Below are 17,291 nucleotides of genomic sequence, written 5' to 3'. Positions count from 1 at the left end.
CAAATATATCCCTATGAAACATTTTCTTTTAACTAATTGAATAGTATTTATTTTTTTATGATTCTGAAGAGATATTAATTTTTAAGATAATGCCTATGTTAGGATCCGCGGATAATTTTAATGGTATTTATGGGGAACAATTATGGCAAAAACCTCCCGCTCCGTAATGGTGGCCAAAGGGCTGCAACGGGTGCTGAACGTTGGGCTGCTGCTGCTGGCGGCGATCCTGATCGTCTTTCTGGTGAAAGAAACCATTCATTTGGCGAAGGTTTTGTTTGTAAACAACGAGGAATCGACGTCCTATCTGCTGATTGAAGGGATTGTGATTTACTTCCTTTACTTTGAATTTATCGCCTTGATTGTGAAGTATTTTGAGTCGGGCTATCACTTCCCGTTACGCTACTTTATTTATATCGGCATCACTGCCATCATCCGGCTGATCATTGTGGATCATGAAAACCCAATAGATACGTTAATTTATTCCGCCGCGATATTGTTGCTGGTGGTGACGCTGTATCTGGCCAATACCGACCGCTTAAAGCGCGAATAAATATCCTTCATACTTGAAGCAGCAGCAGCAGCAGCAGCAGCAGCAGCAGCAGCAGCGTTAGCTACCGGTGTGTACCCCCGTCACCTATCAGAGTAATCTCCTGGGGATTTATCCGCTTGCTGCCTTGTTGCAACGCCCATTATTTTGGCGGTTCCATAAAAATGGCGGCCCGTTGGGGCCGCCGAAGACACAGGTATTGATCGGAAAAAACTGAAGTACATCAAACGTATTGCAGCGGCACAAACTTAACCTTTCACCCCACCGGCCGTCAGGCCTCCCACCAACCAGCGCTGTGCCAGCAGGAATACGGCGGTAATCGGGATGGCCGACAGTACCGCCGCAGCGGCAAAGTCGCCCCACAAATAGTTTTGCGGGTTGAGATATTGCTGCATGCCCACCGCCAGCGTGTAGCTGTTGACGTCACGCAGCAGCAGAGAGGCGACCGGTACTTCGGTGATCGCAGCGATAAACGACAGAATAAACACCACCGCCAGAATCGGTACCGACAGCGGTAACAGCACCAGGCGGAAGGCCTGCCACGGACTGGCACCGTCCAGTGCCGCCGCTTCTTCCAGCGAGTTGTCGATAGTTTCGAAATAGCCCTTGATGGTCCAGACGTGCAGCGCAATGCCGCCCATATAGGCGAAGATCACCCCACCGTGGGTGTTCAGACCGATAAACGGGATGTATTGGCCCAGACGATCGAACAGGGCATACAACGCCACCAATGACAGTACCGCCGGGAACATCTGGAGAATCAGCATGCTTTTCAGCAGTGTACTCTTGCCGCGAAAACGCATGCGGGCAAACGCGTAGGCGCAGGTAGTGGACAGCGTGACGATGCCGATGGCGGTGATCACTGCGATCTTGATCGAATTCCACAACCACAGCAGGACCGGGAACGGTGGCGGGGTGACGCTGCCGTCGGCGTGGGTCACACTCATGCCGAGCGCCAACCGCCAGTGGTCCCATGAAATCTGTTCCGGTATCAGGCTGCCGGTGGCGAAGTTGCCGGAGCGCAGCGAGATAGTGACCACCATCAGTAGCGGGAACATGATCAGGGCGATAAAACACAGCATCAGAGTATGGGTCATCCACAGGCGCAAGCGCTGGGATTTGGGTTGGACCATGGCCATTATTTTTCTCCCTAGTCGAAGTTCATCTTGCTGGCTTTAAGATTCAGGATCGCCAGGGCGCCCACCAGCAGGAAGATCAGTGTGGCAATGGCGGCTGCCAGCCCGAAGTCCTGCCCGCCGCCGCCTTCGAAGGCGATACGGTAGGTATAGCTGACCAACAGGTCGGTATAGCCGGCCGGTGTGGTGGTACCAATCATGTCAGGCCCGCCGTTGGTCAACAGTTGAATCAAGACAAAGTTATTAAAGTTGAAGGCAAAGCTGGCGATCATCAGTGGGGTCAGCGGTTTGATCAGCAGAGGCAACGTGATACGGAAAAAGTTCTGCATCGGGGTCGCGCCGTCCATTGCCGAAGCCTCGTACAAATCGTCTGGAATCGCCTTCAGCAGCCCCATACACAGGATCATCATGTAGGGATAGCCCAACCAGGTATTGACGATCAAAATCATGCTTTTGGCCGTGATGGGGTCACTGAACCAGGCCGGTTTAATACCAAACAGATGGCTGAGCATCATGTTGATCTCACCAAAGCTTTGGTTAAACAACCCCTTGAAAATCAGTATCGAAATAAACGACGGCACCGCGTAGGGCAGTATCAGCATCACGCGATACACCGCTTTGCCTTTCAGCGCCTCCCACTGCACCACACAGGCCAAAACCATGCCTACAGCAACAGTGAGGATTACGGTCATCACCGAGAACACGATGGTCCAGATAAAGATCGACACGAAGGGTTTCTTGATGCCTTCGTCCTGTAGGACGCGCAGGAAGTTTTTCCAGCCGATGGTGACGGTGTACCCTGGGCTGAGCGTCTCCTTGGCCCAGTTTCCGTCAGCATTTATGGCTTGATAGAAGCCAATGTCCGGGTTCGGTCGGTATTGAATATGGGTTTGTTGGTCGGTCAGCGTATTGCTGCCCTTATCCAGCGCATAAAGCGGGGAGGTGCCGGAAAATTGGCGCAGGGAACTCATGCGCAATTCGCCGCCGTCCGGCAGTAACGCGACCAGTTGGCTTAACGCTTGGCGGTTTTGCGTGATCACCCGCAGCGTGGCGCGTTCGCCCGCCGGTTCTGCACTTTCCTCCGTCAGTTTCAGCGTTTGCGGTGCATTGGTATCAAAGCTGAAGGGATCGGAAATAAGCCGTTGGTCGCTGTCCGGGTGGGTTAACTGCAGGCGCCAACGTTGATTTTCCACCGGATAAAGCCCGAAGGTAAAGGTTTTGCCGGTTTGGAACTGGCGCTGCATCAGTACCGACTGAGCTCGTTCAAAGGTGAGCTGGTTGGTACTGCTGTAGTTGGTGAAGGCGATGGCGATGGTACAAATTAGCGGAAACAGGACAAACAGCCCCATTCCGGCGATACCAGGATAGACATAGCGCCAGGCGTAAGCGCGGCGATTGGCAAAAACATACAGCCCGGCGCTGACTAATATGAGCGTCAGAATGGCAAACAGGTATTCACCCTGTGCATACATCAACACAATCAGATAGCAGGTCACCAGACTGAACAGGCCGATGACCAGCCATTTCAGGATGTCACTCTGCCACCACTTCGACTTTTTGCGCGCAGGCGACCCGGCGTGAGCTAATTGCATAGGGCGTTCCTTTCTGTGAAGCAACAGCGGGACACTTCCCCCCTCATACTTGAAGCGGCACCTGTGTTGGCGGCGTCCGCTCACCCCGGTCAGATAACTCTCTGTGCTGCCGGGATGTGCGTACTTGCCGTCGCGGTGTCACTCCAATTACTTCGGGGATGTTAATCCCGCACAACGTTGTGTGTTACTTGGTGATACGGGTCTGTACGTCATCCAACGCGGCTTTCACCGTCTGGCGACCGCTGACGGCGTTGATCACCGCACTGCGTTCGGCATACCAGAAGGCGCTCATCTGCGGGATGTTAGGCATGATCTCGCCGTTTTGGGAGTTCTCCATGGTGGCGGCAATCTTAGGATCTTTCGCCAGTTGTTCCTGGTAAGACTTCAGCGCCACTGCGCCCAACGGCTTGTCCTTGTTGACGTCAGCCAGGCCTTCGTTGGTCAGCAGGTAGTTCTCCAGGAATTCGGTGGCCAGCTCTTTATTCGGGCTAGCGGCGTTGATCCCGGCGGTCAGTACGCCGACGAAAGGTTTGGATGGTTTGCCTTTAAAGGTCGGCAGCAAGGTTACGCCGTAGTTGATTTTGCTTTGCTCGATGTTTGACCATGCCCAAGGGCCATTGATGGTCATGGCGGTCTGGCCTTTATTGAATGCGGCTTCAGCAATCGAGTAATCGGTATCGGCGTTGATGTGTTTGTTTTTCACCAAATCGACGATGAACTGCAGGCCAGCCTGAGAACCGGCATTGGCGACGCCTACGTCCTTGATGTTGTACTTGCCATTCTCATATTTGAAGGCGTAACCGCCGTCGGCGGCAATAATTGGCCAGGTGAAGTAGGGTTCTTGCAGGTTCCACATGATGGCGCTTTTACCTTTGGCACGGAGTTCTTTGTCCAGTGCCGGAATTTCTTCCCAGGTTTTAGGGGCTTGCTTGATCAGGTCTTTGTTGTAAATCAGTGACAAGGCTTCAACGGCGATCGGGTAACCGATCAGCTTGCCGTCATAACGCACGGCATCCCAGGTGAACGGGAACAATTTGTCCTGGAAAGCTTTGGACGGGTGGATCTCGGCCAGCAGGCCAGACTGCGCGTAACCACCAAAACGGTCATGAGCCCAGAAGATGATGTCCGGGCCGTCGCCGGTCGCCGCAACCTGCGGGTATTTCTCTTCCAGCTTGTCCGGATGTTCGATGGTGACTTTGATACCGGTGTCTTTCTCAAACTTTTTGCCGACTTCGGCCAGGCCGTTATAGCCTTTATCGCCGTTGATCCAGATAACCAGTTTCCCTTCCTCGATCTTGGCGAAGGCGGAAGAAGAGAGCACCAACGTGGTCAGAGCCGAAAGTACCAGCGTACGGGCGGTGGTAAAGCTGCGAGTCATAATCCAATCCTTCTTTTTTGTGGGCACGTAAATCAAGGAGAGAGGTTTCGCGGTAATAGTGGGTCACAAAGCGGCACATTCTCATCCTCCCCCCCTCTACGCCCCACGCTTGCATAGTGTGATCCAGTTAACGTTGCTCCTTATTCTGTGGTGTCAGACACAAAATAGGGGGACGATTTTTGCCAGGTAGATCACAGATTTGTCTCAAGCGTTGAACTTCTCATCGTTGCGGTCGTTCTCTCATCCTCCCATCTCCTCCCCCATGAAAAATTCTGTTACGGATGATTACCCTTTGTGGGGTTTACCGCACTATCGGCCACATTGATTTTTATCGCCACGTGCAGCAGGGAACCGGATTTATGTCGCCAATGCCTACCGCCACTCAGCCAACCCTGTACCGGATCCATCCGGTCAGTTTCCGTGATGGAAACGGGGACGGTGTGGGCGACGCTCACGGCATGATTGCGGCGTTGCCGTACTTGAGCACGTTGTCAATTGACGGTTTGGTACTGCCGCAAGCGTTGGCGACACAAGATGCAGCCGCTGTCGCAACCCAAGGGCTGACGCTGTGGTATTGCGACGGGCCAAACCATATTCGTCGTGCCGCTGCTGCGCATCAGCAGTATCTCCTTAGCCCATTGGCGTTAGAGGTCGTGCCTTTCAGCGTGGAAAAGCTGGTTGAGGTATTGAATGCTCGCCGCGTCACCTTGGCAGATAGCCTGTGGAGTACCGGTGACGCTGACCAACCTCGCGTGGTCAGTCACTGGGGGCAGGGCAACTTGCGCTCCGCCGATGCTTTTTTGACGCTGCTGGCGATGTTGCCCGCGCCTATTTGCCTGTATCAAGGCGAAGAGTTGGGACTGCCGCACGCGGCCGGGCTGCAGGATCCTCTGGGTGCGCAAACGCCGATGCCATGGCATGAAGCGCCCGAACAGGTGACCTCTGGCGAAATCCACTGGTACCAACAGGTGGCGATCGAACACCGCGCGCTGGCCATCAGCCGCCAACAGTATGACAACCAATCCACCTTACGTTACTGCCAGTCCCTGCTGGCATTGCGCCGGTTGCCGGTTATCCAACAGGGTGAACTGAGCATCGTAAGCCAACGTAATGGCGTAGTGCGTTTACTTATTACCCATCAGGATCAATGCCTTGAAGCGCTGATTAACCTGCAGCCTTATACTCAGGCGGCCGCACCGTCTGAGGCGACCTTGCCACTGGCATGGCAGCACGGTGCGCAGCAAGAGGGTCATCAATGGGTTTTGGCGGGTTTTGCGTCCGCCATTTTCACACGAAATGTTAGCTGCGAAAGCAGGGGAGTAACGCATGGCTAGTGTCACATTGCGCAGCGTTTATAAGGCCTTCGGCGAGGCCGTGATTTCCAAAGACGTCAATCTGACCATCAATGACGGCGAATTTGTGGTGTTTGTCGGGCCATCGGGCTGCGGCAAATCGACGCTGCTTCGCATGATCGCGGGGCTGGAGGACATCACCTCCGGTGACCTGATGATCGGCGATAAACGCATGAATGAGGTGCCGCCGTCTGAGCGCGGTATCGGTATGGTCTTCCAGTCCTACGCGCTGTATCCACACCTGTCCGTGGCCGACAACATGTCGTTTGGTCTAAAACTGGCGGGTGCCAAGAAAGCGGAAATCAACCAGCGGGTTAATCAGGTTTCAGAAGTGCTGCAATTGGCCCATTTGCTCGATCGACGGCCTAAAGCGTTGTCCGGTGGGCAACGTCAGCGGGTGGCGATTGGCCGTACGTTAGTGGCGGAACCGGATGTGTTCCTGCTCGACGAACCGCTGTCGAACCTCGACGCCGCACTGCGAGTGCAAATGCGCATTGAGATTTCCCGTCTCCACAAGCGCCTGCAGCGCACCATGATTTACGTCACGCACGATCAGGTCGAAGCGATGACGCTGGCCGACAAGATCGTGGTACTGGACGCCGGACGTGTCGCCCAGGTCGGCAAGCCGCTGGAGCTGTATCACTACCCGGCAAACCGCTTTGTCGCCGGCTTCATTGGATCGCCGAAAATGAATTTCCTGCCGGTCAAAGTGACCGCTGTGGAACCGCAACAAGTCCAGGTCGAACTGCCTAACCGCCAACTGGTGTGGTTACCCGTAGAAGGTACGGAGGTTCAGGCCGGTTCGAACATGTCATTAGGTATTCGTCCAGAGCATCTGTTGCCTGGCGATGCCTCTGAAGTTCGCCTGACGGGCGACGTACAGGTGGTGGAGCAACTCGGTAACGAGACGCAAATCCACATCCAAATCCCGGCAATTCGTCAAAACCTGGTTTACCGCCAGAACGACGTGGTGCTGGTAGAAGAAGGTGCAACATTCGCTATAGGCCTGCCGCCTCACCGCTGCCATCTGTTCCGTGAAGACGGTACGGCATGTAAACGGCTGCACCAGGAGCCGGGCGTTTAAAGCATCACAGTCTGTATAACAGGAGAATAATGATGACTACCTTGCGCAAGCTTCCTCTGGCACTGGCAATCGCCGCTGGTGTTCTCACAACCCAGGCGATGGCCGTCGATTTTAAAGGTTACGCTCGTTCTGGTATCGGCTGGACCGGTAGCGGTGGTGAGCAGCAATGCTTCAAAGCCACCGGTGCCGACAGTAAATACCGTCTCGGTAACGAATGTGAAACCTACGCCGAATTGAAGCTGGGTCAGGAAGTGTGGAAAGAAGGCGATAAAAGCTTCTATTTCGATACTAATCTGGCCTATTCCGTTTCACAACGGTCTGACTGGGAAGACGTTACACCCGGCTTCCGTGAAGTGAATGTGCAGGGTAAAAACCTGATTGACTGGCTGCCGGGCTCCACCATGTGGGCCGGTAAGCGCTTCTATCAGCGTCATGATGTTCACATGATTGACTTCTACTACTGGGATATCTCTGGCCCAGGTGCCGGTCTGGAAAATATCGATCTGGGCTTCGGTAAGCTGTCTGCGGCCGTTACCCGTAACTCTGAATCCGGTGGTTCTTACGGCTATCTGGATAATGAATGGAAGCAGCGCCCAACGGTCAACGACACCTTTGACGTGCGTTTGGCTGGCCTGGAGCTGAACCCAGGCGGCACCCTGGAGTTGGGTGTGGATTATGGCCGCGCCAACGCGCAGGACAACTTCCGTCTGGCGGACGGCGCCAGCAAAGACGGTTGGATGTTCACCGCTGAACATACCCAAAGCATTCTGAGTGGCTATAACAAGTTTGTGCTGCAATATGCCACCGATTCAATGACCTCACAGAACAATGGCCGTAGCCAAGGCGCCACTATCGACAACAATGGCAAGATGATCCGCGTGCTGGATCACGGTGCTATCGACTTCAACGATAAATGGGCAATGATGTATGTCGCTATGTTCCAGGATATCGATCGCGACAATAACAACGGCACCACGTGGTACACCGTGGGCGTGCGTCCAATGTACAAGTGGACGCCTATCATGAGCACCTTGTTGGAAGCGGGTTACGACAACGTCAAATCCCAGCGTACCGGCGATCGCAACGGCCAATACAAAGTCACCCTGGCGCAACAGTGGCAGGCAGGCAACAGCATCTGGTCACGTCCGGCTATCCGCGTATTTGCTACCTACGCCAAGTGGGATGAGAAATGGGGCTACGCTAACAGCGACTCCGGCGCCGGTTACACCTCAGGCACCGCTTATAACGACACCAGCATGCACACTTTCAGCCGCGGTAATGACGATGAAGTCACCTTCGGCGCTCAGATGGAAATCTGGTGGTAATGTGATAACGGGGAGAGCCATGCGCTCTCCCCAACCTGTATTCGCCGACACTGACTCTCTTGCCTGAGGCACGTCGGATACAATGGGGTATAACAATGAAAAAGAATCTGCTGTCACTCTGTTTGTCACTGGCGCTTACCCTTGGTGCGCCATTGGCGGCCAATGCCGATACGCCGGCCAATGTCTCCGTCGCACCAGCCATTAGCCCCAGTACGTTGCAAAGCCTGCCTTGGCAACCGCTGGTACCACCGGTTAGCCAGGATGTGAAACTGGATAATGTCAGCCCGCAAATCAATCAGGGCGATATTCAGGGCGCCATCGCCGCCTATACGCTGCCAGCCGATCGTGGCTCGCTGGAAGTTACGCTGAGCAGCATCAGCAAGAACAACGCAATTTATGCACCAAGCGTACTGGTACTCGATGAGCACCTGCGCCCGGCGGCGTATTACCCGAGCAGCTACTTCCCGTATCAGCCGCCCGGCGCGATGTCGTCGGATCGCCTCGAAGGCACGCTGAAACTGACCCCGGCGCTGGGGCAGAAACAAATCTACCTGCTGGTGTACACCACCCGTCAGGATCTGGCAAAAACCACGCAACTGACCAACCCGGCGAAAGCCTATGCGCAAGGTGTGGGTAACGCAGTACCGGATATTCCCGATCCTATTGCCAGCCACAGCGCCGGCGGCACCATCAAACTGAAGGTCACCGCAGAACAGGGCAGCGGCAATATTATGATCGGCATGCTGCAACCGGCACCGACGGCGACGCCAGTGGTGGTGGGATCTACTGCTGCAGTTGCCGCAGCACCGGCTCCGGCGCCAACCAAGCCGGCGGAACCGATGTTGAATGACACAGAAACCTACTTTAACAATGGCATCAAACAGGCCGTGAAGGCGGGAGACATTGATAAAGCGCTGAAGCTGATGAATGAGGCGGAAAAACTGGGTTCCACCACAGCACGTAAAACGTTTATTAGCAGCGTGAAAGGCAAGGGGTAGTACCCGACGCTGCCGATGCTGGCTCAATGATTGGTGCGCCTCGGCGCACCTTTTTTCATTCGCGGGCCAGCGTTTGGTCGATCAGCGCCAGCAGACGGGAATTATCGACCTGTTGCATCACTCGTACGGGCTTGCCCGTGGGCAGCGGCATGCCGACGGTCAGGCGCAAACTGTCTGGCCGCCAACGTCGCGAACTGCCACGTGTCATGGCGCCTTCCAGCGCGACATCCACAAAATATTCTTCCGTCGTCACCAGTGCCGGCTCCAACAGCCAGGCAATCACCAGCGCATCATGAATCCAGCAGCCCGGTAGATGGCGCGTATGGCGGGAATAGTCGATCCAGGGCTGGGTCGTCGTCCGCAGATAGCGACACAGTGGCGTATCTGGTTGAGTCATGCGCGCCAGATCTGCCTGAGTCAACATCGTCTGTGTCGTGACGTCTAAGGGGGCCAGTGTGATGTTGGCACCGCTCGTCAGTACCTGTCGCGCGGCTTCAGGATCCAATCCAAAATTGGTGTCCTTGATATAGCCTTCCACATTGAAAACCCCGCCCATAATCACGATTTCCTTCACGGCCTGGGCCATTTGAGGATACAGCTGCAAAGCATGCGCGACATTGGTGAGCGGGCCGATCGCTGCCAGGGTGATTTCACCGGGGTTATTGCAGATAAGCTCGCCGATGGCGACGACGGCATTCGGTGTGGTTGTCGTTGTGGCGCGCGGATAAGGCGTTTCTCGCCACAGACGGGCTAAATCTGGATCGGTAATCGCACGATCCAGATGAGCACGCCAGGGTTCTGGCGGCTCACTCAAGGCACAGGCGGCGCCAGCTACGACGGGGACCTGATAGCCGGTTTGTTGCAACAGATGGTGTGCCACCGCGAAGCCGACGTCGCGTGGCGTGTTGCCCGCCACAATGCTGATCAACTCCAGCGAGAGTCGCGGCGTGGCTGCCAGTGCCAATGCCAGAGCCAGTCCGTCATCCACGTTGGCACCGGGGATGCCGTTGCCGGGATCGCAATCAATAATCAAACGCATAGCAGTTACCTAAATCAATAAACTAGCAGCCGCACGATCGGCGGATATGCAGCTGGAAGGCGAATTCATGCAGCTCCGGTTGTGCGGCTCCGGCAGCCAGCATGGCGATTGCCCGTTTCGCCATGGCATCTATTGGCTGTTCGACCGCGCTGAGGGGCGGAATGCTGAATTCGGATTGCTGGGTGCCGTTAAAGCAGATGATAGCCAGATCGTCCGGCACGCGCAGCTGATGTTCCGCCAGCGCCGACAGGCAGCCGAGCGCTTGCTGTTCGTTGGAGGTGAAGATGGCCCGTGGTCGGGGCGCTTGCAGCATTTTCTGACAGGCCTGATAGCCGCCCTGACGCGTGTAGGGGGTTTCAAAAATCCATTCCTCACGCGGGGTAATGCCCGCCCCGGCCAAGGCATCACGCCAGCCGTTTAGGCGGTCCTGGGCGTTAAGCATGCTCAATGGGCCAATGAAAATGCCAATTTCCCGGTAGCCGTGTTGTAACAGATGTCGTGTCGCCTGGCAGGCGGCATCGCGCTCATCGACGCGTATGGCGCAAATGCCTGCATGGCTGTCGATAGTGTCAATCATCACACAAGGCGTGCCGGAGGCACGGATCAGATCAAACCATGGGTGGCGATCGACACTGGTGTAGAGCAACCCATCAACCTGACGGCGCAGCAGATGATTAATCAGATCCTGTTCGCGCTGCCGGTCGTCGCCTGCGTCACCCAACAGCAGCACGCGTCCGTGGCTGAATGCCTCGCGTTGCAGCGCCCGTGCCAGCGTGGCGAAAAACGGATTGGAGATGTCAGGCACCACTAAACCGTAGGTCAGGGTATTACCGGAAGCCAGCGCGCGGGCAATGTCGTTCGGCCGGTAACCGGTTTGTTCGATGGCCGCCAGTACCCGCAAACGGGTGGCTTCCGCTACCGGACGCGGACCGTTGTTGATCACGTAACTGACGACCGCGACCGAGGTGCCCGCAACGCGGGCGACGTCGGCGCGGGTGATACGCCGCGCGGATTGATTATCCAAGTTGGGTTCCTGTGCGCCCTGATTACACTGCGTCCTGCGGCAGGTTAAGATCGCGGCCGCGGGTTTCCGGTGCAAAGAAGGTGGTGATTAAGCCAATGCCCGCCATTACAACAAAATAGCAGGCAACAGGCCACCAGTGACCGAAACCCGCCAGCAGCGCAGTAGCAATCAGCGGTGCGGTGCCGCCGGACAGGATCGATCCCAGTTCCTTGGCGAACGCCATTTTTGAATAGCGATTTTTGACACCGAACAGTTCCACGCCGTAGGCGGCCTGCACGCCAAAAATACCGAGTGACGCAATACACATACCGACCACAATCACTGAAATCACTATCGCCGGTTCGCGGCTGTCGAGCAACCAAAATGCCGGGAAAGCATAGAGCACCAGCAACAGGCAGAACCAACGGTAGGTGACGCGGCGACCGAAACGGTCAGACAGCCAACCGGCAAGCGGGATAACCAGGAAACCGCACAGTGAAGCAATCATTACCGCCAGCGCCGGCACTGACTTATCCACCATCAGCACCTTGGCGACGTAACCCACGATAAACCCCTGGCACATATAGGATGGGCCGTTTTCGCCAATACGCAGGCCGAGCATGATCCAGAAGGCTTTGGTACGTTGCAGGTAGCTGCGGTTATCCGGTGCGACAGGGGTGTTATCCAGCATCCGCTGACGATTTTGCTGCAGCTCGCGTTCAAATACGGGGGTTTCACGCACGTGACGGCGCAGGTACAACGCTCCCCCGGCAATCAAGATGCTGGCGAGGAACGGAATGCGCCAGCCCCAGGCGATCAAATCCGCTTTGTCCAGTTGCAACACCAACAGCCACACCAGCGAGGCCAGTAACGTGCCGCTATTGGAGCCGACGGCAATGATTGAAGCGACCAGACCACGGCGCTTGGCCGGTGCGTATTCTGCCAGCATCACCGCGCCACCGGAAAGCTCGGCCCCCGCACCGAAGCCCTGAGCAAAACGCAGGATCACCAGACAAGTGGGTGCCCAGACGCCAATTTGTGCGTAGGAGGGGATCAGCCCGATCAGCGTGGTGGAAACACCCATCAGCGCGACCGTGGTGAGCAACACCACTCGACGGCCTTTGCGATCGCCAATCCAGCCGAACACTAACGCGCCGATAGGCCGGGCGATAAACCCGACGGAATAGGTAGCGAAGCTTGCCAATAATGCGACCATTGGGGTGGCTTCGGGGAAGAACACGTCGCCGAACACCATGCCGGCCGCCAGACCATACAGGGCAAAATCGACATACTCCATGGCGGTGCCGAGCCAACAGGAGAACGTGGCGCGCCAGAATTGACCGCGCCCCTCTTTGGTAGCCAAACGTTCATCGGCCGCCAGCGTCTCACTGGCGGCCTGTGGGGTTGCAAGCGTTGTTTCGCTCATGGCATTGATATCCTCTTTTAGTCTGCGCCACGCCTTGATCGCGTGATCGCGGTAAAGATGGTTTCCCTGGTGTCGGCAAGAAGGTTTGCTGACAAAGTGTTGGACTGATGGCGATTCAACGCTGCGATGCAAGGGTATCTACGCGCGTAGATAAAACAATGCTGCAGAGGTGAAAGTTTGCTGACGATCACAGAATACCCATCGCTCCGGTGAACGAAGGTAAAGAAAACAGATGGCAGAAAGATGACATTGCGGTGCTTTTTCGGTGGTGATTTTGCGGTGTGTTACATCACGAATCAGCCTGCCGCTTTTGGATTTCTGCGTTACAATGGGCATCTGTTAACAGTTTGTATGGCCTGTCACCGCCGTCACGCGTGGCGTCAGGCATGGAGTAGAACAATGTCTGGCAATAGGGATTCCATCCTGCCGTCGCTAACGTGGTTATCTGCGCAACATCCTCCCGTGCCCGCTGCCGTTAGCGACTGGTTGATGGAGTTAGGGTCCATGACTCGCCGTTTTGAGCGTCACTGTGGGCGTGTGCACGTTGAACCGCAGCGCGAATGTTTTGTCACCCGCGATCAGTTGGGTGACGAGGCCGAACACTTGCCGGACAGCCCGCGCTACTGGCTACGTGAAATCGTGTTACTGGGCGACAACCAACCTTGGTTGCTGGGGCGAACGGTGATCCCGCAGGAAACGCTTACTGGCCCGGACTTGGCGCTGGTGGATTTGGGCACGCTGCCACTGGGGCGTTATCTGTTCAGCAGCAATGAGCTGACTCGCGATTATATTCACATTGGCCGGCAAGAGAACCTGTGGGCGCGTCGTTCCCGCCTGCGGCTGGCGGGCAAACCGCTGTTGCTGACTGAACTATTTTTGCCTGCTTCGCCACTGTATACGGCAGAGAGTACGGACCCAGAATGATGAGGAGAGACAATACCTTGGAGGGAAGCGTGATTCAAAGCAAGTGGCGGGCTTATAGCCATCTGATGCGCATCGATAAACCGATTGGCACTTTGTTGTTGCTGTGGCCGACGCTGTGGGCACTATGGCTGGCGGGGCAGGGTGTGCCATCGCTGTCTATCCTGTTGGTGTTTGTGGTTGGGGTATTCCTGATGCGTGCCGCCGGTTGCGTGGTGAACGACTACGCCGATCGGGCTGTCGATGGCCACGTGAAGCGTACCGCCGGGCGCCCGATGCCGAGTGGCAGGGTAAGCGAGAAAGAGGCCAAAGTGCTGTTTGTGGTGCTGGTGCTGATCTCCTTTGGGCTGGTGCTGACGTTGAATGCGATGAGCATCTGGTTGTCGCTGGCGGCGCTCGCGCTGGCATGGGCCTATCCGTTTATGAAACGGGTCACACATCTGCCGCAGTTTGTGTTGGGTGTCGCCTTTGGCTGGGGCATCCCAATGGCCTATGCTGCGGTGAGCGAATCATTGCCGCTGAGCTGTTGGCTATTGCTGTTGGCCAATATTTGCTGGACGGTGGCTTACGATACAATGTATGCCATGGTCGATCGTGACGATGACCTGAAGATTGGCGTGAAATCCACCGCCATTTTGTTTGGTCGCTACGACAAGCTGATCATCGGATTGCTGCAGTTTGCCACCTTGCTACTGCTGGTGTGGGTGGGGTACCTGGCGCAGTTGAGCGGCGCGTTTTATTGGTCGCTGTTGCTGGCGGGTGCCCTATTTATCCATCAGCAAAAGCAGATTGCCGGTCGCGAACGCGAGGCCTGCTTCAAGGCGTTCCTGGATAATAACTACGTCGGGCTGGTACTGTTTATCGGTATCGCGCTGAGTTATTGGCAGGCTTAACGGGCTACTGGTAATAAAAAAGGCACCCTTGGGTGCCTTTTTCGTTTCCGTATCAACGGATTACTCGTCTTTTTCTTCTGCTTCTTCGAGCGCAACCGACGGTGCGTTGGTTTCCGCTGGCATGCTGACACTCTCAATGGTCAATTTGATTTCTGGGGTGATCAAATCGCTCAGCATGCTATACACCTCCATGGTGTGCTCACGTACGGCATCGCCAATATCGTTGATATAGCCTTCTTCGCGCAGCGTTGCGACCAGGGTTGAGAATACCGCTTTGTCGAAGAACTCCGGTGCGTTGATGCCGTGCAGCACTGACAAACGCTGGGCCATAATCCGACTCTCTTTCTCCAGTGCTCCGCGATTAATGCTTGGATTCGCACTGAGGATAGACATGGTGATGGCATAGCGTTGCAGCGTTTCACGGATACCGGCTGCCAGCAATTGCAATGGCCGGATGCGTGCTGGATTCAGTACCAGAGCGTCACCCTTATCGCAGATCAGTTGCTGACGGATCATTTCGTCGATGAGCGGGCGCAGCACTTCCGCCAGTTGTTCTTTGTCGTTGTGCAAGAACAACTCCGCCTTCAGCATGGGGTAAATCAACCCGATCTGGCGCAGCAGTTCGGTGCGAGAAACCCGGCGGTGATGCATCACGATGGTGGCGATCAGTGAAGGCAATACCAGCAGATGATGGATATTATTGCGGTAATAGGTCATCAGCACTGCCTGCTCGCGCGGCAGAATGATGATATCGCCGATATTATCCTTCTCGACCTCAAACTTATTCATGTTCAGCGCGTGATCCAGCAGCTCATCCGGCGTCTGGGTCGGTACGGTGACATCGCTGGCATAAGGCACGTTGCGCATCAGTTGCAGATAGCATTCCAGCTGTTCTAACAGCTGTTCGCGGGTCAGCGAGCGCTGGCGTGAAGCCAGTAGCGCCGTAGAACACAGGTTCATGGCGTTAGCCGCGGCGGCATTGTTGATACGCACCATGATCTTGGCAGCCAGATCGTTGACCGTCGGCGTTAACCAGCTTGGGCGCTGGGATTCGATCGGGTCAATCGCGTCGCGCCACTGGGGCACATTCTGGTTCAGGTAAGTGGTCAACGGCAGTGGATCACCGAAGTTGACATAACCCTGGCCGAGATTACGCAGCTTGCGCAGACCACGCAGCATCTGCAGCAGGCTCTCTTTTTCTTTGGTCGCGCCACGCAACTCTTTAGCGTAGGTGCCCACCTCCATCACGTGCTCGTAACCGATGTAGATCGGTACCAGTGTGATCGGGCGAGAACCGCCACGCAGCATCGCCTGAATGGTCATCGACAGGGTGCCGGTCTTCGGTTCCAGCAGGCGTCCGGTACGAGAACGGCCACCTTCGACAAAATACTCCACGGAGTAACCGCGGCTAAAGAGTTCGCCGAGGTATTCGCGGAACACCGTCGAATACAGTTTGTTGCCTTTGAACGTCCGGCGGATAAAGAAGGCGCCCAGGCGGCGGAAGATGGGGCCAGCCGGCCAGAAATTAAGGTTAATACCGGCGGCAATGTGCGGCGGCACCAAGCCTTGGTGGTACAGCACATAAGAAAGCAACAGGTAGTCCATATGGCTGCGGTGGCAGGGCACATAGACGATCTCATGACCATCTTGCGCTAACTGGCGCACGCGTTCAGCGTTGGTGACGTTGATGCCTTGATACAGCCGGTTCCAGGTCCAGCTCAACACGCGGTCAGAAAGGCGCACCGTTTCATATGAGAAGTCGGCGGCGATCTCTTCCATCAGTGCAATGGCGTTCTGCTGGGCTTTCTCATGGGAAATTTTCTTGCTGCGTGCTTCGTCTTCGACCGCTTTTTCGATCGCTTTGGACGCCAGCAGTTTGTTGAACAGGTCCTGACGGGCCGGCAGACTTGGGCCAACGGCAGCCAGACGCTGACGCGAGAAGTGCATTCGCGCCACGCGCGCCAGTTTTTGTGCGATGGTTTTGTCCGTGCCGTGTTCAGTCGCCATGCGACGCAGTGAGACGGTGTTGGAGAAACGCACAAAGCTGTCGCGGCCGAGCCACAACACGGCGAAGAACTTCTGTACGCCGTTGAGCAGACGTAGATGTGGCGTGCCGTGGCCTTCGCGGCCTGGGGAGCGACCAAACATCACCGAAACAGGCAGCATCTGAATATCGAGATCCGGATTACTGCGGTGCAGATCCAGATAGTCGTGAAACAGTTTTACTGACTCTTCTTTCGGTGTGTAGTAGCGGAACACGCGCGGGCCGTCGTGAATAAACACGTGGCTAGGCAGCACGGTGCCGTCTATCTCCAGCGGATTGAGAGGATCGGGCAGATCCTGCGCCAGGCACTGGGTGCGCAGCGTCAGTAAATCCGCCTTGGAATTATAAGGTAAAACATACAAAATCGGCCGTGAGGGATCCAACCCTAACTCCGTGACCGGATCTGAAGGGATAACCTTACTTCTTACCAACAATTTAAGTGGTAAATTCAATAGTTTATAATAAATTTTACGCCAACCTGACATAACAACGTGAAGCCTCTTGTTAGCAATGCGTCGCAAGCATACCAGAAACCGGGTAGCAGATCTGTGGT

At 55.6% G+C, this 17,291-nt stretch carries 14 protein-coding genes; 7 read left to right on the top strand and 7 right to left on the bottom strand.

From position 1 onward, the window contains the following. The first annotated feature begins 142 nt into the window (after positions 1-142). A complete protein-coding gene (gene psiE, locus AC2FCQ_RS21595) occupies positions 143-550 on the top strand; it encodes a phosphate-starvation-inducible protein PsiE (protein WP_020837183.1) in 408 nt (135 codons plus the stop codon). 245 nt (positions 551-795) lie between these two features. On the opposite strand, the gene malG is transcribed toward psiE, so the two are convergent. The 3 genes from malG to malE all read right to left on the bottom strand — a co-directional run bounded on the left by malG (position 796) and on the right by malE (position 4,653). Further along, positions 796-1,686, bottom strand: coding sequence for a maltose ABC transporter permease MalG (gene malG / locus AC2FCQ_RS21590; RefSeq protein ID WP_490307764.1), 891 nt, complete (start codon positions 1,684-1,686; stop codon positions 796-798). Between the two features lie 11 nt (positions 1,687-1,697). After that, a complete protein-coding gene (malF, locus tag AC2FCQ_RS21585) occupies positions 1,698-3,275 on the bottom strand; it encodes a maltose ABC transporter permease MalF (RefSeq protein ID WP_209636985.1) in 1,578 nt (525 codons plus the stop codon). Positions 3,276-3,459: 184 nt separating this feature from the next. Next, positions 3,460-4,653 carry a maltose/maltodextrin ABC transporter substrate-binding protein MalE gene (gene malE, locus AC2FCQ_RS21580; RefSeq protein ID WP_037416088.1) on the bottom strand — a complete coding sequence of 398 codons (1,194 nt, stop codon included), beginning with the start codon at positions 4,651-4,653 and terminating at the stop codon, positions 3,460-3,462. A 359-nt stretch (positions 4,654-5,012) separates the two neighbouring features. Between malE and AC2FCQ_RS21575 the strand changes: the two genes are divergently transcribed. From AC2FCQ_RS21575 to malM, 4 genes are all read left to right on the top strand, one after another. Continuing rightward, positions 5,013-5,987: an alpha-amylase family glycosyl hydrolase gene (locus AC2FCQ_RS21575; RefSeq protein WP_245209954.1), complete on the top strand. Its 975-nt coding sequence runs from the start codon at positions 5,013-5,015 to the stop codon at positions 5,985-5,987. Next, entirely contained in the window at positions 5,980-7,089 is a 1,110-nt protein-coding gene (gene malK, locus AC2FCQ_RS21570; RefSeq protein WP_209636987.1) for a maltose/maltodextrin ABC transporter ATP-binding protein MalK, read from the top strand. The genes AC2FCQ_RS21575 and malK overlap by 8 nt, the downstream gene beginning before the upstream one ends. Positions 7,090-7,118: 29 nt before the next feature. Next, the gene (locus tag AC2FCQ_RS21565; RefSeq protein WP_209636989.1) at positions 7,119-8,414 is read left to right on the top strand and encodes a maltoporin; all 1,296 of its coding nucleotides are present in this window, start codon (positions 7,119-7,121) and stop codon (positions 8,412-8,414) included. Positions 8,415-8,509: 95 nt separating this feature from the next. Then, positions 8,510-9,412 carry a maltose operon protein MalM gene (gene malM, locus AC2FCQ_RS21560; RefSeq protein ID WP_490307767.1) on the top strand — a complete coding sequence of 301 codons (903 nt, stop codon included), beginning with the start codon at positions 8,510-8,512 and terminating at the stop codon, positions 9,410-9,412. A gap of 55 nt (positions 9,413-9,467) precedes the next feature. On the opposite strand, the gene AC2FCQ_RS21555 is transcribed toward malM, so the two are convergent. The 3 genes from AC2FCQ_RS21555 to AC2FCQ_RS21545 are packed head-to-tail and all read right to left on the bottom strand — an operon-like array spanning position 9,468 to position 12,880. After that, a complete protein-coding gene (locus AC2FCQ_RS21555) occupies positions 9,468-10,451 on the bottom strand; it encodes a nucleoside hydrolase (protein WP_490307768.1) in 984 nt (327 codons plus the stop codon). 22 nt (positions 10,452-10,473) lie between these two features. Continuing rightward, entirely contained in the window at positions 10,474-11,475 is a 1,002-nt protein-coding gene (locus AC2FCQ_RS21550) for a LacI family DNA-binding transcriptional regulator (RefSeq protein ID WP_490307769.1), read from the bottom strand. A 22-nt stretch (positions 11,476-11,497) separates the two neighbouring features. Continuing rightward, positions 11,498-12,880: an MFS transporter gene (locus tag AC2FCQ_RS21545; RefSeq protein WP_209636997.1), complete on the bottom strand. Its 1,383-nt coding sequence runs from the start codon at positions 12,878-12,880 to the stop codon at positions 11,498-11,500. A 399-nt stretch (positions 12,881-13,279) separates the two neighbouring features. Here AC2FCQ_RS21545 and ubiC point away from each other — a divergent pair, with 399 nt between their 5' ends. Next, positions 13,280-13,804, top strand: a complete 525-nt coding sequence (gene ubiC / locus AC2FCQ_RS21540; RefSeq protein WP_209637000.1) for a chorismate lyase — start codon at positions 13,280-13,282, stop codon at positions 13,802-13,804. Continuing rightward, a complete protein-coding gene (ubiA, locus tag AC2FCQ_RS21535; RefSeq protein WP_209637002.1) occupies positions 13,801-14,694 on the top strand; it encodes a 4-hydroxybenzoate octaprenyltransferase in 894 nt (297 codons plus the stop codon). The genes ubiC and ubiA overlap by 4 nt, the downstream gene beginning before the upstream one ends. A 60-nt stretch (positions 14,695-14,754) precedes the next feature. On the opposite strand, the gene plsB is transcribed toward ubiA, so the two are convergent. Next, positions 14,755-17,223 carry a glycerol-3-phosphate 1-O-acyltransferase PlsB gene (plsB, locus tag AC2FCQ_RS21530; RefSeq protein WP_209637004.1) on the bottom strand — a complete coding sequence of 823 codons (2,469 nt, stop codon included), beginning with the start codon at positions 17,221-17,223 and terminating at the stop codon, positions 14,755-14,757. Between the last annotated feature and the right edge of the window lie 68 nt (positions 17,224-17,291).

Source organism: Serratia sp. CoH_134_PS_4 (assembly GCF_058190535.1).
Note: the sequence above shows the minus strand (reverse complement) of the source record. Positions and strands in the feature narration are given on the sequence as shown.